The following is a 21,341-nucleotide window of genomic DNA, read 5'->3' on the forward strand; positions in this document are numbered from 1 at the left end:
TTTAGGCCACGCGCGGCGCGATTGGCCTGTCGCCCGCACTGCGCATCAACATGCCGCTTCGAACACGATGCGCTCTTGCGCGCCGCGGGCGGAATTGATGACGCCGTCGTAACTTTCGCTGTTCGGCATCATACGGATCCAAGAGCCGCCGAAACGATCGCCGAACTGAAACACGCCCCAGACGAAGTCGAAGACTTCGCGCGCGCCTGGTGCGTGGCCATAGAAGCGCACGGATTCGCAATACTCCTGGGCGATCCACAGTTCTTGTCGCTCCAGTGTTGTCAATTTTATCGTCCAGTCCTCCGCGCTCATGAAACGCCCGACATAGACGTCGATGCCCTGCATGCCGTCGCAGTGTTTGACCACATATTCATCCTTGCGCGCCAATAGTTCGTCCATCAGGTCCGCCCGGTAAAGCGGCCCGCCAAGCATGAAAGTGCGCGGCACATAGCGCGTGACCAGCGAGGCGTCGGCGCTGGGCAGCGCGCCAACCTTAACCGCGTAATGCAGCAGCGCCATTGCGCGCTTATCGGACAGCACCATGTTGGTCGGAAAGTCTGGGCAGGCCAGCTTGCCGGCCAGCACGCTGCGTAGCAAATGGACCGGCGCGGGCGCCTCGCCGCTGAGATCACCGAAGGTCACCAAGTGGATTCTGTCGCCATTATGGAAGGTGCCCTGCGTTGTCACTTCAAGCTCGTCGAACGAGGCGAAGAACCGCACCTCGGCAGCGACCTCGGACGCGGCGACGGCCTCGCCGATACACTGCTGCAGAAACTCGCCGTACAAGGCCGGATCGATGCCTTCCTTCAGCTTCATCAGGATGATGCGCGTGCCGATGTCCTCGATGCGCGCGGCTGACTCGATCAAGAAGCGAAAGAACGTGACCGGCGTGTTGCGGCAGTTGACGCTGTGCTTGTCAAAGAAGCCGCGGTACGCGGAGTAGCTCCTGAAGGTTTCATCCATCCATTGGATCTGCCAGCCTCCGATGGAGGTGCCGACGTTTACCTCTACTAGCTTGAGGCCCTGCTCCGTAAGAACAGCATCGGTGCGGAAGCAGACGTCTGACAGGTTCAAATTGCTGAGAAACAACGAGCATCTCACGGCGTCCATTCCCATGATCTTAGCCATACGCTCGGGGTCATCATTGAAGATGCCACGGATCGCGGCATAGGTGATGCGCAAGATGTTTCCGTTCATTTCCTGCATGTCTGCCACGAACGCGGGCGAGACGAAGAATGGCCATGAGTTGATCGGGTACTGATACGTCCGCATGAACTCCGTCGTCGCCAGATCGCGGAACGGGATGGGATCGGAAATCCCGTGGGCATCGAGGTAGTGCTCAAATTCCCTGTTCAGCAGCGACGCGTCGGATCCGTTCTTTTCAATAAGGTCGATCATCGCTCGTTGCTCGTGGTGGCGAAAGGCAGCGTTGGCGCGGCTCGCGGCAGTCCTTGAAGCTCTTCGGGCAGCCCGGTGGGAGTCGATGCAGGCGACGCTTTGGGGCCGGCGATGGCCTCGCGCAGGCGCCCCTGCTCCATGTGGACGATCCGGTCTGCCTCTCCAAAGAAACGGTCATCGTGGCTGATGACGATGACGGCCTTACCTCTTGATTTGAGCTCGTGGATGATCCGTCGATAGAAGATCTCCTTGAACGAGGGATCTTGATCGGCCGCCCATTCGTCGAAGAGATACAGTGTCTTGTCCTCGATCAGCGCCGCCAGCAGCGCCAGGCGCTTGCGCTGCCCATCCGACAACGCACGGGTGGAGAATCTGCGCCCCACGATGGACAGCTTGCGCTCCAGTTTGAGCAGGGCCATGTACTCGCGGATCCTTTCGTCCTCGTCCAGCCGCGCATCGCAAAGTAGCCGGTCGAAGAGATGGTAATCGGAGTAAATCGAACAGATCTGGTTGCGGTAGGCGACGATGTTGGCATCGGTCAGCGGATCGTCGTCGAACAGAATCTCTCCGCCGTTGGCGCGGTAATGGAGCGTGATGAGCTTGCTCAGGGTCGATTTGCCCGAGCCGTTGCCGCCGACGATGAAGGTCACTTCGCCGCGCTGGATAGTCAGATCGACGGGACCGATGTGGAAGCCCGCATCGTCGCCATTGCCCGAGTGGGTGTACTCCAATCCGCGCAGGGTCAGCGTGGACCAGTCCTCGCGTGCCTCGCTACTGACCGCCGGATACATCTCCGACGGAATGGCCTCCAGAAGCGCGTTGACCTTCTTCAGGGAAATGCGCGCCATGAACACCGCAGGAACGGTGTTGATCACCAACGCGATAGGCGTGGTGATGTACAGCATCGCCATGATCACGCTGGTCAGGGTGGCGGCCGTAATCGCATGATAGTTGACGAAGACGTAGGCGATGACGCCGATGACCAGGAAACTGATCATGTCGCCGTAGTTGGCGGCCAGGCGCACGACGGTGTTGCCGGCCTTGTCGGCGCGCATGACGGCGTACTCGTTGTCCATCAGCACGTCGAGGAAGTAGCGCTGACGCTTGACCGGATCGAGCTTGAGTTCCTTCGCGCCGTTGATCAGTCCCTGGATGGCGTCCTGCAGCGGATCAATGCGTTCGCGCGAGCGCTGGAAGTGGCGGTTGGCGAGGAACATCGGGATCTGGTAGGTGAGCGCGCCGAAGGCGATGGCCTGCAGGACCAGGACGAAGACGGGAAAATCCAGGTAACTCATGAAGCCCAGCATGCCGACGATGGTCACCGCGCTGATGAGCAGGTCCGGCAGTACCCGCGCGCCGAACACGATGCGACCGACGTCGGTGGTGATGGCGGCGATGAGCCGGGCCGATCCCATGCGTTCGAGTTCGGCGATCGGGGCCTGGCTGACGCGCTCGTACAGCGTGCGGCGCAGCTCGGTGGTCACCTCCATGGCGACGCGCAGCAGGGTGATCTGCGAGATGGAGCGAAACACCAGCACGCAGGCACACAGCGCGAAGAAGACCAGGGCCAGCTTGTGCTGGTGCACCTCCACGCCCAGGAACATGGCGGTGTCGGCGCTGCCCGCCGCGGCATCCGCGCCGCCGATGCCGACCTGCACCATCGGGATCAGCAGCGAGTAGCAGACACCGGACAGCGCGCCGAGCAGAATGGAGAGGAAGATCCGGTTCGGGGCACGCCGGATGAAGAGGTCAAACAGCTTCACGGTCTGGCCTCGCTCGCGCTGCCTGCCCTATGCAGTGTCTGGCGCATCGCGCCGGCCGTGGTGTCCGGCTGCTTCAACGCGTACAGCTGCGCATGCGCGAAGGGCTCCAGCATGTCGTCGAAGTGCGGGCTCATCGGATTGCCGGATTGTCCGGTAGAGTTCATATAGGCGTGCTCCCCGCCCCCCCTCCCCATCACCATGATCTGGCGGAACACCGCGCCGAAGTTCTGTTCGTAGCCTTTCATTGGCCGGTAGAGGCTGCCGGCGACATTCACCGAGTTTTCCGAGCCAGGGCTTGGCAGACGTCGTGCGAACAGGCGATCCAGCAGGTTCACGTCGCCGAACGGGACATGGTTGAAGCGCGCGCGATGCAGCGTTCCCCACGCCCAGTCCGACGGGTCGCCGCCGTACTTGCGCAGCTCCCGCAACGCATCGTCGAGCGCGGCCTGCAGGGTGCCCGCGCAGCCTGTGGCGCTCTTGCCGTTGCCGCCGCACCAGGCGGGGTCGCCACTTTGCAAAAGCTGGCGGATCTGGACGGGAGTGACGCCGCCGACGTAGCCGCGCAGCGCCTGTATCTGGTCGGCTGCGCCCTGCTCGCCGTCGATGCGGTCCAGCAGCAAGCGTTTGCGCAGGTGCCTGAGCCAGAAATTGAACACCGTGGCCGAACGCTGGTCCGTGTCCATGCGGCCGTCCCACCGCGCAAGATCCCGGACCGCGGCGCTGGATGCCACTTCCGTGGAAACGTGGGCGACCAGGTAGTCGCGCAACGCAAGCGCTTCAAGATCCACGGTATCCGCCTGCATCAGGCGCGTCTGCTCCATGTCGATCTTGCCATTGCGTTGTAAGGCGTCGGCGATCATGGAGTTGATGCGTTCGGCGCGAGCAGGAGGCGCCCAGTCTCGCGAAATGAAATATGGGTAGCGATCATCCACCACTTTATTGTTCGCGCTGACGATGACGCCGCTGGTCGGATTCAGGGCACGTGGCATCTCGTCGAACGGAACGTAGCCGCGCCAACCAGACGTCGAGTCCGCCGCTGGGGTCGGCATGCTGCCGTCTCCTGTTCCTCGCAGTGGAATGCGTCCAGCTGCGACATAGCCGATATTGCCGGCATCATCGGCGTAGACCACGTTGATGGCCGGTGTCACGACCTGGCCAAGCGCTGCGTTGAAATCTGCCCAGTTGCGCGCATAGGCGAGTCGGAAGATGCCCTGGTAGGAAGTGTCGCCATCGTCCAGACCCGACCAGCGCAGGCTGATCGGCTGGTCGATCAGCCCGGTCGCGTCGCTGACAACGGGCCCGAAGCGTGTGCTGCGGAGCTGCACGCGGACCGGTGCGCGTGGGGCGCGCAGCGAGGCCGGAAAGTCGGCCCGCACCGCAATCTCTTCCTGGCGTACCGTCATCGCATGCCACTGTCCATTCATCCGGTAGACGTTGGGACGCTCCGGATGCGTCTCCAGCGCATAGAGATCCTGGGTATCGGCCATCATGTTGGTACCGCCCCATGCGATGTGACGATTGCGGCCGAACACGATGATAGGTAGGCCTACGACCGACATCCCGGAGACGGCGAACCCGGGGGCCGACAGGTCGGCAACGTACCAAGCTGAGGGCATCTGCAGGCTCATGTGCGGGTCATTGGCCAGCAACGGCGCACCATCGCGGGTCAGCCGCCCGGCCAGCACCCAGGCATTGCTGCCGACATACGGCCCACCCAGGCCCAGGGTCCGCTCCAGATGCCGGCTCAGGTCAGACAGCGCCTGCATCGGCCGATCGAGCGCCAGTGTGGTCGGCGCATTCGCGGGGTAGCTGCGCTCGAGCAGCGCCCATTGTCGTTCGGGAAGGAACTTGTGCGCCAGATAGCGGTCCGCTTCGGCGCGCATGCCGTTGGACTGGTTGAGGCTGAACACCTTGAACCACGCCAGCGAATCGATGGGCGTCCACCGCGTGGGCGTCACGCCGAGCAGCAGGAATTCCGGTGGTAGCGTCGCGCCCTCGTCCAGGCGTGCATTGATGCCGTCGGCATATGCCTGCAGGGACCGTTTGGCGTCCGGCGCCAGCGCCGGCCAGGCGCGCTCGGCGGCGCCATAGACGTCCAGGGTACGCATCCAGATGTCACTGGACAGCGCCTGCTGCCCGAGGACCTCGGCAAGGCGTCCCTGCGCGACCCGCCGCGCCAGTTCCAGCTGCCACAGACGATCCTGGGCGTGCAGGTAGCCCATCGCGAAATAGGCGTCCATGTCGCTGGAGGCGCTGATATGGGGCACGCCATGGGCGTCGCGGGTAATGTGCACGTCCGCCGCTAGGCCCTTGGCCACGCTGCGGTCACCCGCCTGCGGCAGGCTCTGGCGCAGCTGCGCATAGCCAAACCAGCACGCGATCGCGATGGGCAGGCAGACCCACACGGCCAGGCGCCACAGCAGCGGATGCCGCGACAGCGCGCTCATGTGTGTCCCCGCGCGCGCCAGGGCGCCGCGCCGGCTTCGCCGCGCCATGCCTGGAGAGGACACGCTGCAGCGGTCACAGGGCCGCCACCGCGTTCTTCAGCCGGTTCAGATGCGGCAGGTTTTCGAGCACGACCCGCGGATGGATGCCGAAATCCACCAGGCACGCGATCTCGTCCACGCCGATGGAGCGCAGTCTGGCGGCGAACTCCAACGCGCTGTCGGGCGTGCCCAGTAGCGCACTGTTTCCGTGATAGCGATGGAAGGCATGTTCCAGCAAGGTCTCCATGTCACCGCTGCCGATGCTTTTCGGGTCGATGTCGACCTGCGTGGCCAGGTTGCTCAACAGGTCGATCGACTGGGCCAGATACCGCTTGAACGGTTCCTTGGCGACCTGCAGCACCGACGCTTGGTCGGAGGAGATGAAGGTATGAACCATCACCGTCACCTGCCCTGGTGTGGCATACCCGGCCTCCGCCCTCGCCTGGCGGTAGACCTTGATCTTCTGGCCCAGCGCCTCCGGCGTCTGCCCGGTCAAATGGGACAGGACGTTGGCGCCGATCCTGCCCGCCGACTCGAACGTTTGCGGGCTGGTGGCTGCCGTGATCCAGATCGGCAACTCCGGCTGGATCGGCCGCGGCAGGCAACTGATCGCGATGTCCTCGCCATCGCCGTTGCGGCGGGTGATGGAGGCGCCGCGCCACAGGGTGCGGATCTGCTCGATACCGTCGTACATGAACTGATGGCGGGTCGGATAGACGTCCGGCGCCAGCACGAAATCGTTGGGCTGCCAGCCGGACGCGAACGCCACGCCGGCGCGGCCATCGGACAGGTTGTCGACCACGGCCCATTCCTCCGCCACGCGCAGCGGGTCGTTCAGCGGCAGCACCACGCTGCCGGCACGCAGGGCGACATGGCGGGTGATGGCCGCCAGCGCGGAAGCCATCAGCGCCGGATTGGGGTACAGGCCGCCGAAGCGCGCAAAGTGCCGCTCCGGTGTCCACACCGCCTCGAACCCGTGTTTGTCGGCGAACCGTGCACCATCGAGTAGTAGCCGGTACTTGTCGCGGTCGCTGCTGCCCTCGTCGCTGGAAAAGTAGAATAGGCTCATCGACGTCGGGCGTTCGCGCCCCGCGCTCGCGTCGCGCTGCGCGGACGCGCCGAGCAGCGCCTGCTCGACGCGGGAGCGCTGCTGCTTGAGTTCCAGCAGCAGTGCCTTGTCCTTGGGCGGGCTTTTGACCTCGATGTTCAAGGTCCCGTCCTGGATCCTCAGGAGGATGCCCTGTTCGGCGCAACGGCTGATGATGTCTTCGACATCCATGGCACTGTGTCCTTGAGCTGTGGTCGATGGGTCAGGCGGCGCGTTCGGCCAAGCCGTTGGTCCGCGCCGGCGCGCTGGCCGCCAGGAATGCGGAAAGCCCGGCGATGGTCTGATGCACGTACAGGTCACGGAGTTGCAGCCCCGGCAGTCCCCGCTCTCGCGCCTTGGCGGACATGCGGATGGCGATCAGGGAGTTGCCGCCGAGGTCGAAGAAGTTGTCGCTGCTGGACACCGGCACGGCGAACAGTTCCCGCCAGATGTCCAACAACTGGCGGGTCACGTTGTCAGCGGCGGCGGCGGCGTCGACCGGCCGGTCGATGGCAGCCGCAGGAGCCGGCGCAGGCCGCTCCCCGCCTGTGCGCAGACCGCGGCCCGACGACGCCAGGACCTGGGCCGCCATGGAGACGGGATCGGCCTTGCCGTTGATGGTCAGCGGAATGGAGGAGACCTGCGCGATGGCGGCCGGCAGCATGTGCTCCGGCAGTCGAGACAATGCCAGGTCCCAGACCTGATCCAGCGTGGCGCCGTCGAGAACCACGTAGGCGTCGATGCGCGCGGTGGCCGCATCGGCGGGATCGCGCTGGGCGAACAGCACAGCCGCGCTGGCCACGCCTGGGCAATCCTGCAGGACCGAGCGGATCTCGTCGAGTTCGATGCGGAAGCCACGCAGCTTGATCTGGTTGTCCAGCCGCCCGAGATGGAGCAGTTCGCCATCTGGCAGCAGCCGACCGCGGTCGCCGCTGCGATACAACCGGCCTGCACCGAAAGGATTGGCGAGGAAACGCTGCGCGCTGAGTTCCGCGCGATCGTGGTAGCCCAAAGCCACGCCGGCGCCAGCGACATGGATCTCCCCGTCGACGCCAGGCGGCAGTAGCGCCAGGTCGGCGGAAAGCACATAGGCCTGCCAGCCCGGAATCGGCTTGCCGACCGAGCGCGATCCTTCCAGGGCATCCAGCCGCGATACAGTCCTGGCCGTGACATGCACCGTGGTCTCGGTGATACCGAACATGTTGACCAGCCGGCACTGCTGTTCCGGATGCCGATCGAACCACGGCAACAGGCGCCGCGTATCCAGCGTTTCGCCGCCGAAGATCACCAGCCGCAGCTGCGGACCGATCGGACGATGCGCTTCATGGGCCATCAGCTGGGCGAAGGCCGATGGCGTCTGGCTGAGCACGGTGATGCCGCGGTCGTTGATCTGGTCGATGAGCACCACGGGATCCCGCGACGCCTCGTACCCGACCACATGCACGCACGCGCCCGTCAGCAGCGCGCCCCATACTTCCCACACCGAGAAGTCGAACGAAAAGGAGTGGAAGAAGCTCCATACGTCTTGCGGCTCCAGCCGGAAATCGTCGCGGACCGCGGCGATTAGCGCGTGCACGCTGCGATGGGCGATGCGCACCCCCTTCGGGTGGCCGGTGGAGCCTGAGGTGTAGATAATGTACGCCGCATCGTCCGGCGTCAGACTGTCCGGTTCCTGCAGGCCGCCGCCAGTGTCGGCATCCAGCAACGCGGGCAGCGTCGCGATCGCGCAATCGGCCGGGCGCGCCGATGCCGCGTTCTGCACGATGAGCAACGTCACGGCTGCATCGGCGCAGGTATGGGCGATGCGATCCGCCGGATACTTCGGATCGATGGGCACATAGGTGCCGCCCAGCTTCATGATCGCCACGGCGGCGGCGATCATGTGGCGTGACCGGTCCACGCACAGGCCGACGTGATCGCCAGCCCGCACGCCCAGGCGCGCCAAGTGCGCGGCCATCGTCGTGGCACAGGCCTGCAACTCTCTGTAAGTCATGGTCCCGGCGTCGTCGCTGATGGCCGGGGCCTGCGGTTGGCGGGCGGCGAAGGTGGCGATGCCTGCCTCGATCCGCAGCGGCGGTTCCGTCTGCGGCCGCTCGGCTCCGGCGCCAAGCGCGAGAACGCCGCGCAGCTGCGCTTCGTCGAGCAGCGGCAGGCTGTCCAGCGCGGCGGCGGGGTTGACGAGCAGTTGCCGTGCGACCGTGTCGATGCAGGTGAGAAGCCAGCGCGCATCGTCGTCGCCCAAGATGCTTCGTTCGTGGCTCAGGCGGATTTCGCTGCCGGCTTCCGTCATCGCGACTTCCAGCATCACCGGATAAGGAGGCTGCAGGAAGAGAAGGTAGTCCAGTTGCGTGCCATCCAGCGCAGAAAGGGCCGGCATTTCGTGCACCACTACGCCGAGCCAGTCGCCGGGCTCCTGCCCGGGCACCGTCCGTGTGCCGGCATCAGACGGCGCTGCGACGGCGCGGGTCAGCAACCCGCCGCAGTGCTGCGGGTCGGCACCGATCACCCGCCGCGTCCAGCCCGCTGCCGTGTCGCCGGGCTGCGCCCGCGGAACGTCGGCCAGCACGGGAATGCGCGCTATCGCCTGTCGCGCGAAGGCGAGGACAACGCGGGTGATTGCCTTTGCGATCACCTCCAGCGGCGCGTTCAGCACGATCGGCCCGTGGCGCGTGGTGCCGGTCTCGGTCGTTGCGGCTGGCCAGCGCGCCAATGGCTCCTCGCCAAGGGCGGTGTCTGTTATCGGCGGCAGTACGGCGGCGGAGACGGCGGAGATACCGCCGCCGAGCGCCGGTGCGGCGTCCGCGACTCCGCTCGCGAGATGGTCCACGATACGGGTTAGCGTGGGGAGCCCGGCCACGTCGCGGCGCGCCGCCACGATCAGGTCGCAGGGACCGTTGGCGTAGGTCAGTTGCACTACTCTTACCATGTTCGCCGGACCGGCGCCGAATGCGCGCGCGAGTTCGCGCTTGGCCAATGCGTCGGCGCGAGCGGTGTGGTCGGCGAACGGCAGGTTTTCGCTGAAGAAGTGGAGAACGGGCGCGGCGCCACACGTGCTCCATTCGGGGGTGCAGGCGAATGCGACGGCACGCTGCCGAGCCTGCTCCGGGCACACGCCCGCCGCCAGTCGCACGCGCAGGGCATGCGCGTGTCCGCTCGATGCGGGTGCTAGGGACGCGGCCTGCGCAGCGTCGCGGTGGGTCGTGGAAGGCATGAGTGCGCGGCTCCGATTCGGGTTGCTCTGTGCCGCGCTCAGCGCGCCGTGAATCCGCCGTCGACGGTGACGATGCTGCCGGTCACCCGGCGAGCCGCATCCGACGCGAGCCAGACTGCGGCTTCGGCGACATCCGCGGGCTCGATCAGTTCGTTCATCGGTTGCGCCTGGGTGAAGACCTGCTCGTGGCCGGCCACATCGACGTCGAGCGAGCGTGCGATCTCCGACAACATTCGGCCCTCGACATGGCCGGAGTCACGTACCGAACCTGGACAGATCGCGTTGACCCGCACCTTGAGAGGACCGTAGTCCAATGCCGCGGCGCGGGTCAGCCCGACGATGCCGTGCTTGGCCGCCACGTACGCCGAGAAGTTGCGATAGCCGACGCTTCCGGCGGTGGACGCGATATTGATGATGCTTCCGGTGCGCTGCGAGGTCATGAACTGTCCCACCGCCTTGGTCATGCGCCACGCGCCGCTGAGGTCGATGTCGATCATCAGGTTCCACTCTTCCTCCTCGATGTCGTGCACGATCTTTCCCGATGGCGCGGCGATGCCGGCATTGTTCAGCAGGATGTCGATCCGGCCGAACCGTTCCAGCGCCATACCCGTGGCCTGATGAAGCGCCGCCATGTCGCGCACGTCGGCGTTGACCACCAGCACCGCCGCGCCGTCCCGGCGGCACAGCGCGGCGGTGGTGTGCAGTTGGTCGGCATTACCCAGGGGATACGGCACGCCATCGATGTGTGTGTCGATATCCATCAGGACCAGGTCGGCACCTTCGCGAGCGAACGCGCGGGCGCATTCGCGCCCCAGACCACGCGCGGCCCCGGTGACGACGGCGACCTTGCCGGCCAGCCTCACTGGGCCGCGTCCGCGGCGGTGGCGGCGAGCAGCGAACGCGCGAAACGCTCGATCAGCTGCAACAGCGACGCGGGATCGGCGATGAAGTACATATGCCCGCCCGGTAACTCGCGGTGCGTGCATTGCGCGCTGCTGGCGCGGGACCAGCCGGCGACTTGCGCCGCCGACACCAAGGCGTCGTGTGCACCGCGCACGGTCATCAGCGGCACGCCGAGCCCTGCCCCGCTGCGCGGCCGGTACTCCTCGTGCATGCGCACATCCGCGCGCAGCGTCGGCAGCAGTAGTTCGCGCATCATCGGATCGTCAAGCGCCTCGTGGCGGTAGTCCGAGAAACGCGACACATCCGCGATGAAGGCGTCGTCGTCGCGTTGGTCGGACGCCCGCTCGGCGCGGGGACTCCACGGATCCGGCGATCCGCTGACCACCGCGCCCAGCAACGGAAATCGCGCCGAGGCCTCAAGCCGGCGTGCGAGCTCGAAGGCCAGCACCGCGCCTAGGCTGTGCCCGAACAGCAGGGCGGGCTGGTCGTCGTTGTCGGCCAGCAGATGCGCCGACAACTCGTCTGCGGCAGCGTGCAGGTCCTCGTGCGCCGGTTCGAGAAAGCGCTTCTCACGCCCGGGGAGCTGCATCGGTACCAGCTCGAGCCCTTCGGCAACACCCCTCCAGGCATTGAAGAAGGACGCGCCGGCCCCCGCAAACGGGACGCAGATAAGGCGTATAGCATGCATGGATTCATCCTTGTTGCAATCTGATGGTCGCGGCGGCGGGCGCCTACTCTGAGCGCAGCGCAAACACCGGCCAACGGGTGATGATGGAGCGCAGCGTCAGGTAGCAGGCGGCGGCCACCGAGGCGACGATAACGATATAACCGGTCGCTCCGGCGCCCCAGGACAGCGGCAGTTCGTAGCCCGCGTAGCGCGCCAGCAGCCGATCGGCAGCGATCAGAATGACCAGGCTGGCGACGGTGCCGTAGACGCAGAGGATCAGGTTTTCCGTATAGACCATCTGTGCGATGCGCGCCGGTGCCGCTCCGATGGACATCCGCACGCCGAGTTCGTAACGGCGCAGTAGGATGCCGTAATTGAGCACACCGTATATTCCGACGCTGGCCAGCAGCACCGTCAGCAAGCCGAGGCCGATCGCCACCCAGACGATGAACAGGTCCTTGAGCACCAGTTGGTGATAGATGTCGTCGACGCGCTCGTACTCGTACAGGTTGTACTGGCTGTTGACCGCGCCGAGTACGTCGAGGAACTCCTGCCGGCTCAGCGTGGCGCCCTGGTCGAGTTGCACGATGAAGCGCAGGCCGCTGTAGCGCGTCGCATAGAGCCGCGGCGTGGCCGGCGTGCGCGGAATGTTCACGTCGCGCACGACCCCGATGATCTCGTTCGGCTTGAACTCGCCTTCGCCGTCCGCCTGCCAGTAGACGTGGCGGCCGACGACGTCGCCGTCGGGTGCGATACGCCTGGCCATCTCCTGGTTGACCAGCACCTTCGGCGCCGAGCTGTTCACGTCGTCGCGGCTGAAGTTGCTGCCGCTCACCAGCTTTTCCCCCATCACCGAAATATAAGCGTCGTCCACAAGGTTGGTGGCCACCGACACTGTCTCCGTGCCGGCGGCATCCAGCTTGACCGAGCTCGTCCAGCGGTTGCTCATCATCGGCACGAACAGCGCGCTGCTCACCTGCTTCACCTTGGGCAACTGTTTCAAGCGCGCGGTGAGATCTTCGATGTTGCGGATGCGCTCGTCCCGGCCGGGCTGCAGTGCGCCGGTACTCAAGTTGGCGAAGACCAGGTTATCAATGTTGAAGCCAGGATCGCGCTTGATGGTCTCGTAGGAGAGACGAACGACGCTTGATATGGCGACGAGCAGAAACGCAGCGAGCGCGATCTGGCTCACCACAAGCGTGTCGCGGACGGTTGCCGATACTTGCAACCCCGATCCCTTGCCGCTGGACTTGAGCTGTGACGCCAAGCGCCGGTAGTTAAGAAGATGCGTCACCAGCCCAGAGAACGCCAGGGCCAGGAGCAGCACCAGGGCAACGGCCACCCCCACCGTTGCCGGGGAGATGGACAGCTCGGCGATGCGCGGCAATTGTCCCGCGACCCTATCCTTCATCGCCGCGGTCACCACGGTGGCCAGCAACAGCGCCAGCACGGTGGAGGTGCCGACCAGCAACAGGTGTTCGGCGAAGATCTGCCGGAAGATGTGTGACTTCTTCGCGCCCAGGGTGGCGCGGATGGAGAGTTCGCGCAATTGCTCGGCCGCGCGCGAGAGCAGCAGGTTGAAGACGTTTATGAAGGCGATGATGGCCAGCGCGAGGCCACTGGCCAGGAACAGCAGCGCCGAAACCCTCCCGTCCTCCACCAGATAAGGCTTCAGCCCTTCCAGCGAAACGCGGTATGAGGCATTGTTTAGAAAGGCCGAACCGCGCGTCTCGGCTTTGAAGCGGTCGCTGACGAGACTGTTGATCGACTGTTCGGCGACCGCCTGGCGCTGGTTCGCTGTGAGCAGGCCGAGCAGCTTGATCTGGTCGGTAAAGGCCGACCAGTTGCGGCGAATCTCCGGCGGCCATGTGTTGAATTCCCAAGGCAGCCAGACATTGGTCTTCAGACCGGCCTGGAACAGCTCCGGCTCCACGAAGCGCGCGGCGGTGACGCCGATGATCCGGTAGGACACGTCGTTGACCACGACCTTGTCGTCGAGGATATTGTCGCGTCCCCCGAAATAGGTCTGCCAAGTCTCGTAGCTGATAACGGCCACGGGTTCGTGCGAACCGAGGCCATTGCGCGCGGAGAACCCACTGCCCTTGGCGAAGCCGGCGCCTAGCATTGGAAAGTAGTCGGGCGTCACATTGGTGATGCGCAGCTTGGGCCGGGCGGCGATGTTGGTAACGATTTCCTCGCCGTAATTCAGGATCGCCAACTGCTCGAGGCCGGTCTGCGCCTTGCTCTTCTCCAGCAACTCGGCGATGGGATAGGCGACGTTGTCGGCGAATTTCACTTCGCTGCTCTCGTATACGTTGCCCACGCCCACCACAAGCCGCTCCTGGGCGGGGTACGGCAGCGCCTTGAGCAGCAGCACCTGGTTGAGGTTGACCACGCAGAGCAGGATGCCAAGGGTCACCGTCAGGGTTAGCACGATGCTGAGGACGAACAATGGCCGTTTGCCCAGACTGCTCCAGGCTTCGGCGAGTTCCTGGCGCAGCATCAGGCGGCCTCGTCCTTGGGATTTTCGGCGGCCCGCGAATGGCTCGACTGGATCTTGCCGTCCAGCAGGCTAATCCTGGTTCGGGCGAAATCCGCATAGCGTGGATCGTGGGTGACCATGCAAATGGTGGTGCCGGCTTGGTTCAGCTCGTCTAGCAACGCCATGATGGCATCGCCGTTGGCGGAGTCCAGGTTGCCGGTCGGCTCATCCACCAGCAGCACTGCGGGATTGGCCACCAGGGCGCGGGCGATGGCAATGCGCTGCTGTTGACCGCCGGACAACTGGTTCGGCCTGTGCCCGGCACGGTGGTTCATGCCGACCTTCTCCAGACAGTCTGCGACCCGCGCCTGCACTTGCTCCGTGCTGCGCCGGGTACGCGAATAGCGCAGCGGAAGCGCGACGTTCTGGGCCACCGTCAACCCGTCGATAAGATTGAACTGCTGAAAGACGAAACCGATTTTTTCGCAGCGGACTTCCGCACCTTCGGACAGGCCCATCCTGCTGACATCGATGCCGTCGAGAAAGTAGCTGCCCGACGTGGGAGCATCCAGCAGTCCGAGAATAGAGAGCAGCGTGGACTTCCCGCAGCCGGAGGGACCGGAGATTGCGACGTAGTCGCCCTCGAGCACTTGCAGGGTCACCTCAGACAGCGCATAGGTGTCGACTTCGTCGGTCGAGAACACCTTGCTGAGATTCTCGACGCGGATCTTGGCCTTGCTCATGACGTACCCCCGAAGTAATGACTGGTCCATATGTCGACTGCAGAACGTGCGCGGTGCGACCGGTCAGCATGCCGGCTCGGCGCGCATTTAATCGGCGATTGCTAGCACGTCCTCAGACGCATACTTGGAGACATCCGATAGGACGATGCCGGCGCCCTTGGGCACCCCGTTCCTTATCTGTATCAATTTGCCGGACTCCTGCCCGAACTCCACCTTGGTGCGGCGTGCGACGTCGGCGCCGCCATCCACCACGAACACGATGGAGCTGGCATTGGCGACGACATTAGCCGGACGTTCCACGTACAAGGCATTGGGGAACGAGCCGACGCCGACGGTGGCGTCCACATTGAGACCGGGCCGCGCATTCGGGGGCAGTGGCTGGTCGGGCTTTAGCTCGATCAGGACGCTGCCATCGGCGACACCTGGATTGATCTGCACCACTTTGGCCGGCACCCGCGTGCCGCCAACAGAAATGGTGGCGGGTTGACCGATCTGGACGGCATCGCTCCTGGACTGCGGGATCTTCACTAGCGCATCGAGGTCACGGTTGCCGCCGATCAGAGCAAGTTCCTTGCCGGTGTCGATGCTCTGGCCGAGTTCCACGTAGAGCAATTGCAAGGTCCCCTCCTTGCCGGCGCGGACGGTCAGCCTGTTTTTCTGCTCCATGACCTTGTCATAGGCGAGCTGGCGCTCCTGCACGAGGCGGTTGCGTATCTCGATCTGCGCGCCATTGATCTTCTGCAGCGTCGCATAGCGCTGTTTCTCGATCTGCAGGCTGTTGCGCAGTTGCTTCGCGTTGAGCGAGATCTCGGCATACGCGATCGAACTGATGATGCGGGCCTTGGCGAGGTCGGCCATCGCCTTCTCGCGCATCTGCGCCAGCTCCAGCTCAGACTGCACCTTGAACAAGGCCGCCTGCGCTTCCTGAAGCTCTCGCTGCTGCGTCAGCCCGATCTCCTGCACCGCGATCTTCTCCGCCTCGAGCTGGTGCCGGGCAAGATCCAGATCCTGTTCGATCTGCGGATTGGACATGCGCAGGATGACGCTGTCCGGCGTCACCTTCGCCCCGGGTTTGAGCACAAGCTCTTCTACTGTCGCCTTGCTGTCGCTGGTGATGAGACGCGCGCTGCCGGACTTCAATTCGCCGTAGCCATCGACGGAAACATCGAATCTGCCACTCTTGACGACACCTATCACCAACGCATCGCGTTTGATGGCGGCGGAGGACGATTGGGAGCGCAGCGCAAACCCGCCGATGACGACGACAACGGCCGCCGACAGCAGCAACAGCTTCTTGGAAGCGAACCACTTCCCCCGACTGCGCACCTTCTCCGATCTTGCGATATCCATTTCTTCGTCCGTGGCTGAACGTCATTCACGCCTGCACTGCGTGCGGGGATCGCAGCTGAACGTCGGCGGCGCCTGCCCTCATCCATTGCGACTGCGCGCCTGGCGAACCAGCGCAATCACAGAGATGTGTGATCGCTGGCGAGACTATGGCGGAGCCCACACAGTGTAAAGCCGCATCGCGCTGCCATCGTGGTGCATGACGTAGACAGAAAGGAATAGTAGTCGCATCGTGCGCGGACGCGCACGACATGCAAGGTGGGGTATGCGTCATGCGTGCCTCAGCCCGTCGCCGCGACGAATGCGCCGCTCTCTGGGGCGGTTGCCGTCTCGATGCCGGGCAAGTCTCCGCGTTGCACTGGATCGGCCTGTGCGAGATAGATACGGCGCTCGCCCTTGAACGGCTTTCTGGCGTGCGCGGTAATCAGATTGTCAACGACCAACAGGTCGCCGCCCTGCCAGGCCACCGGCACGGCCTCGGCCAGATAGGCCTGTTGCAGCATGTTCACGACCTCCGGCTCGATTGGGGCGCCATCGCCGTAGTAGGTATTGTGCGGCAGCCCATCGTCGCCGAACATCTCGCGCAGCGACGCGCGCAGGTCCGCATCGAGCGTCTCGATGTTGAAGAACGTGGCGTGGTTGAACCAGGCGGCATCGCCGCTGACGGGATGCCTCAGCACCGGGTCGCGGATCTGCCAGGTCTTGAGCGACTCCTCGCCCAGCCATTCGAACTGGATGTCCTGGCTGAGGCAATACGCCTCCACCGCGTCGCGGGACTGCGTATTGAACGCCTCTTGCCAGGGCACGCCGATGCCGGCGGTGTAGTTCCTGACATACATCCAGCGGCGGGCCTCGAAGCGCCGCCGGACCGCAGGGTCGATGCGGTTCAGCACCTTGCGGCAGTCGACGATCGGCGTGGCGCCGCCCTCGCTTCCCGGATCCACGCAATAGAAGAACAGCTTGGTCGGAATCTCCTGTTTGTAAGAGTTCTCGTTGTGCGGAAAGATGTCCATCTCGGACCGGTAGTTGGTCGAGGTGTACACGTTGCCGTAGACATGGTTGCGCGGGGAGCTTTCCTCGTCGTTGCGGTACGGCGCCGACGACAGCGACCGTACCAGCGCGTCGAGTTCCTCGCCGGAGATCGGCGCAAAGCCCCGGTAGAGCACGGCGCCGGCGCTGGCCAGCGTGCGTGCCAGCGCATCCTTGTGGCCGGTCAGAGCATCGGAGAGCGAAGCCCGAGGCCGCGCCGCGGTGATCGTCAATGGGAACAGATCGTGCCTCATGCTGGTCTCCGACTGCATGCGGATGTGCTGTTGGTCAGGCATGGACGTGTCTGCCGTGCTGCGTGGCCGCGTGGGGGCGCGCCTCGAAGGCGTAGATGTGGCCGAACACGGGATGGATTTCGGTCCCGACGTTGCGGCGGATCGCATGGCCGATCCGGGACAGCTCGCCCGTGCCGTCGAGCTGCGGCGTCGGCCAGGCGATCGAGATGTCGTTGAGTCCGCGCTTCACAAGCTCCGCAGGAACCACGACCTCGTGGGTCTGCCACTGGCCCGATAGCGCTAAGCGATGGCAGGCGACGCGGTTGAGCAGCAACTCGGCGTGCCCGCCGTTGCTGCCGTCGGCCGATTTCAGCGTGATCCGCACGCGGTGCTCGCCTGCCTCGCCGGAAACGAAGCAGAAGTCGCTGACCGGCGCGTAGCCCTTGAAGAAGTCGTTGTGCTGGTTGACCCCGCCCTCGATAAACTGCTGGTTGGAGAACGAGGTGCTGTGATAGTACGGGTCCAGCAGATCCACCGCGCCGAGCGCGCCGACGCAATGTGCCCCGACCCGCAGCGCGGAGACGCGCGGCGCCAGGTCCCTGCCGCGGTCGGCGTGGCACTGGATGAAGGCGTCGATCAGCAGCCTGTCCAGGCACTTGAACTCCATGGAGAATAGGTAGCGCTTGATCTGCGGCGATACGGTCTCGATCAGTTCCGTGGCCCGTGCGTTCATCCAGGTCGGCAGCCGTTCGTTCTGGATCTCGACGATGATGTCCATCAGCTCCAGGATGTCGGGGGATTTTTCCGCGGCGCGACCGCAGTAATGGAGTACCACCTCGTAGGACTGGCCCCAGTGCGCGTTGTGGATGGCGGCCAGCAGATGCGCGTCCGCCTCGTCCGCATCGGCGGGCCAGGGGGCGTGCGCCAACAGTTCGGCAACGCTCACCTGCCCGCCTTGCGTGCGCTCGATCAGCCGACGCGCGACCGCCGTCATCGCCAGGCGGATGCCCTTGCTGGTCATATGGCAGTAGTCGAGAAACAGGTCGCGGCCGGCGATGGTGGTAACGGTCGCGGCGCCGAGGACGTCCTGCAGGTCGATCACTTCATGGCCGTGCGCACCTGCCTGATCGACAATGGTGCGGCGGATCAGCGTGGTGATTCGCGGCGAATAGCTGCGGTTGAAGTCGATGATCGATGCATCGCGCGCCATTTCCAGGAATTGGCGCTGTGCCTCCAGCATGCCTAGGCCGCGGCAGCATTCGGCGAGCAGGTGCGCGGTCCTCGCGCAGTCTCCGCCATCCAGCGCCAGCATGGCTTCCGCGTGCTGGCGCGCCGCGTCGAAGTCGCCCGCCGCCAGACGCGCTTCGGCCTGCGCCAGGTGCGACAGCCAGGTCTGGTTGGCGCCCTCGCCGTCCAGCCAGTGCGCGTGGATCTCGGGATCGCGCCAATCGTCCAGGTTGAATTCGGGAAGCACCCAGCACACAGGCACCTGTCGCCGCGCGTACAACGCCGCGATGTCGTCGATCAGCGCGGTGATCTCGGCGCTCAGTTCGCGCTCTATCTGCCTGCGCAATCCGGCGATGCCACCGTCGCGCAGGCTGGCGGCCAGCGCGTACGCATGCGCAGGGCCGACATAGGAGCGGCTGCCCGCCCAGTTGTTGCCGGCGAAGATGACCGCCTGCGCTGGTTGCAACTGCTCAGCCTGATGCGCGGTCCGGCGCAGCGTCGCCATCGAGGCGTTGGTGCGCGCGAGATCGATCACCTCCGGCGCGCGCGCGCCCAGGTGGCCGGCCAGCACTTGTTCCAGCACCTGCGCGGGCGTGTAGCCGGGATCGTAGAACATGCCGCGGGCGACGGATTCGCCAATGAACACGACGCGCTCGCGCTCGCCGACCACGGGGATGCTCTGCCGCTGCGCCCAGTACGCCCAATCGGCGCTGGCTCCGGTATCGCGATGAAAGGCTTGCGCAGCGTCGTCCAGCTTCCATACGCCTATTTTTCCTGGCGCTTCCTCCACCGTTGTTGCCGGCTCCTTCACGGGCGAGGTGCGGCCCACGAGATTGGCGAATGTCAGCAACCTGGCGAAATCCGCCCCTTCCTTGCGATACACCTGCGCAGCGATTTCGTCGGACAACTGCTTCATCGGGTCATGAATGGACATCGTGGCGCACTCTTAGAGGAAGGTGTAGACGGCATGGCCGATGGCCCGGGAATCGCGGCGCGGCGGAACGACTGGTGTGTTGCCCACGCCCACGCGCCACATTTCCGGAATGTCGCTCTGGCGGATCACGAAATCCTCCAGGATCAGGAAATCGATCCGGGCGCGCACGAAGCAGATGATGGCATCCAGCGGCGTGCACACCACCGGCTCACCGCGCACGTTGAAGGAGGTGTTGAGCAGGATCGGACAGTCGGTGATCGCTTCGAATGCGCTCAGCAGCGCATGGAAGCGAGGATTGACCTCGCGTTCCACGGTCTGCACGCGCGCGGAGTTGTCCACGTGGGTGATGGCGGGCAGGTCGAGCAGCGACTCCACGTCGCAGGTCTGCAGCATGAACGGCGACGGCGAGGTCAGCGCGAAATGCTCCTGCGCGGATTCGGCCTTGACCGCCGGCGCGAACGGACGGAAGGCCTCGCGCATCTTCACCAGCGCATTGATTTTCTCGCGCATCTCGCCGTCGCGCGGGTCGGCCAGGATTGAGCGCGCGCCGAGTGCGCGCGGCCCGAACTCCATGCGCCCCTGGTACCAGCCCACGACCTTGCCGTCGGCCAGCTGGCCGGCGGTGAAGGCGATCAGGTCGGCCTCCCTGCCGCGATAGTCCTCGAACCGCACCCCGGTGCTGTTGAGCAGCCGGTGCACATCGTCCGGCTGATGCCGCGGCCCCAGATAGGCGTGCGGCATATCGCGCTGGCGCGGGCGCTCGCCGAACAGGCGCACCCACGCCACCGCGGCGGCGCCCAGCGAGGAGCCCGCATCGCCCGCAGCCGGCTGCACGAACAGGTTCTCGAACGGGCCATCGCGCAGGATCTTGCCGTTGGCCACGCAGTTGAGCGCCACGCCGCCGGCCATACACAGATTGCGGCTGGGCACGCGCGAATGCAGATAGCGCACCTTGTCCAGCAGGATTTCCTCCAGCACCACCTGCAGGCTGTGGGCGATATCCATGTATTCCTGCGCGATTTCCGATTCGGGCACGCGCGGCGGAACGCCGAGCAGGTCGATCAGCGCGTCGGAGTACATCCGGCTGGTGCGAAGGAAGTCGAAGTAGCGCATGTCCAGACGGTACTGGCCGTTCTCGCCGTTGCGCACCAGCTGCCGCAGGCGATCGGCGTAGATGCTGCGACCGTAGGGCGCAAGGCCCATGACCTTGTACTCGCCGCTGTTGACCTTGAAACCCAGGAAGGCGGTGATAGCGCTGTAGAACAGCCCAAGGGAGTCGGGGAATCCCACTTCCTCAAAAATCTCCAGCGCGGCGCCCTTGCCCTCGGAGTAGCTGGTGGTGGCCCACTCGCCGACGCCATCGACGGTCAGCACGGCCGCGTCGTCGAAGCCGGAGAAGTAATAGGCGCTGGCCGCATGGGACAGGTGATGCTCGACGATCTCGATGCGTCCCTGGTAGCCGAGGGTCTCGCGCACGGTGCGCTCCGGGCCATCGGCGCACAGATGGTCGACGACACCGGCCTTGCGCACCGGGTCGGCGTTGTCGATGCTGCCCATCCAGATCTGGCGGGACAGCTTCTTCTCGGGTTCTTCGTAGTAGGCGATGCAATCCACCTCGTCCAGCCCTACCCCGGCTTCGGCCAGGCAGTAGCGCAGGCTCTTGCGCGGAAATGACTTGTCGTTCTTCACCCGGCTGAAGCGCTCCTCCTGCACCGCGGCCACCAGCATGCCGTCCTTGAGGATGCAACAGGCCGAATCGTGATAGCCGAAGGACATGCCCACGACCACTCTGGATTTTTCGTTGTCCATAAACCCACTCATCACGTTGTCC

Annotated in this window: 13 protein-coding genes; all 13 read right to left on the reverse strand. The window is 64.9% G+C overall.

Features of this window, described 5'->3' with window-relative positions:
- Positions 1-45: 45 nt before the first annotated feature.
- Positions 46-1,398, reverse strand: a complete 1,353-nt coding sequence (locus SLW52_RS19635) for a hypothetical protein (protein ID WP_320740971.1) — start codon at positions 1,396-1,398, stop codon at positions 46-48.
- Positions 1,395-3,161, reverse strand: a complete 1,767-nt coding sequence (locus SLW52_RS19640; RefSeq protein ID WP_295937779.1) for a cyclic peptide export ABC transporter — start codon at positions 3,159-3,161, stop codon at positions 1,395-1,397. Before SLW52_RS19640 ends, SLW52_RS19635 begins: the two co-directional genes overlap by 4 nt.
- A complete protein-coding gene (locus SLW52_RS19645; protein ID WP_320740969.1) occupies positions 3,158-5,608 on the reverse strand; it encodes a penicillin acylase family protein in 2,451 nt (816 codons plus the stop codon). The genes SLW52_RS19640 and SLW52_RS19645 overlap by 4 nt, the downstream gene beginning before the upstream one ends.
- Before the next feature lie 73 nt (positions 5,609-5,681).
- Positions 5,682-7,055, reverse strand: coding sequence for an LLM class flavin-dependent oxidoreductase (locus tag SLW52_RS19650; protein ID WP_295936132.1), 1,374 nt, complete (start codon positions 7,053-7,055; stop codon positions 5,682-5,684).
- Positions 6,958-9,945 (reverse strand): non-ribosomal peptide synthetase, encoded by a 2,988-nt coding sequence (locus SLW52_RS19655; RefSeq protein ID WP_320740965.1) that lies wholly within the window; start codon positions 9,943-9,945, stop codon positions 6,958-6,960. The genes SLW52_RS19650 and SLW52_RS19655 overlap by 98 nt, the downstream gene beginning before the upstream one ends.
- A 38-nt stretch (positions 9,946-9,983) precedes the next feature.
- Positions 9,984-10,808, reverse strand: coding sequence for an SDR family oxidoreductase (locus tag SLW52_RS19660; RefSeq protein ID WP_320740963.1), 825 nt, complete (start codon positions 10,806-10,808; stop codon positions 9,984-9,986).
- Entirely contained in the window at positions 10,805-11,536 is a 732-nt protein-coding gene (locus SLW52_RS19665; RefSeq protein ID WP_320740961.1) for an alpha/beta fold hydrolase, read from the reverse strand. Before SLW52_RS19665 ends, SLW52_RS19660 begins: the two co-directional genes overlap by 4 nt.
- 43 nt (positions 11,537-11,579) lie before the next feature.
- Positions 11,580-14,018, reverse strand: a complete 2,439-nt coding sequence (locus SLW52_RS19670; protein WP_295936141.1) for an ABC transporter permease — start codon at positions 14,016-14,018, stop codon at positions 11,580-11,582.
- Complete coding sequence (locus SLW52_RS19675; protein ID WP_320740958.1) at positions 14,018-14,740, reverse strand: ABC transporter ATP-binding protein; 723 nt, start codon at positions 14,738-14,740, stop codon at positions 14,018-14,020. The genes SLW52_RS19670 and SLW52_RS19675 overlap by 1 nt, the downstream gene beginning before the upstream one ends.
- A gap of 87 nt (positions 14,741-14,827) precedes the next feature.
- Positions 14,828-16,090 (reverse strand): HlyD family efflux transporter periplasmic adaptor subunit, encoded by a 1,263-nt coding sequence (locus tag SLW52_RS19680; protein WP_320740957.1) that lies wholly within the window; start codon positions 16,088-16,090, stop codon positions 14,828-14,830.
- 278 nt (positions 16,091-16,368) lie between these two features.
- Entirely contained in the window at positions 16,369-17,370 is a 1,002-nt protein-coding gene (locus SLW52_RS19685; RefSeq protein WP_320744257.1) for a TauD/TfdA family dioxygenase, read from the reverse strand.
- Positions 17,371-17,404: 34 nt separating this feature from the next.
- Positions 17,405-19,492, reverse strand: a complete 2,088-nt coding sequence (locus SLW52_RS19690) for a hypothetical protein (protein ID WP_320740956.1) — start codon at positions 19,490-19,492, stop codon at positions 17,405-17,407.
- A 30-nt stretch (positions 19,493-19,522) separates the two neighbouring features.
- A complete protein-coding gene (locus SLW52_RS19695; RefSeq protein ID WP_295936151.1) occupies positions 19,523-21,331 on the reverse strand; it encodes a carbamoyltransferase in 1,809 nt (602 codons plus the stop codon).
- Positions 21,332-21,341: the final 10 nt, after the last annotated feature.

The sequence above is a fragment of the Xanthomonas sp. LF02-5 genome, assembly GCF_034105325.1.
GTDB classification, from domain to species: domain Bacteria; phylum Pseudomonadota; class Gammaproteobacteria; order Xanthomonadales; family Xanthomonadaceae; genus Xanthomonas_A; species Xanthomonas_A sontii.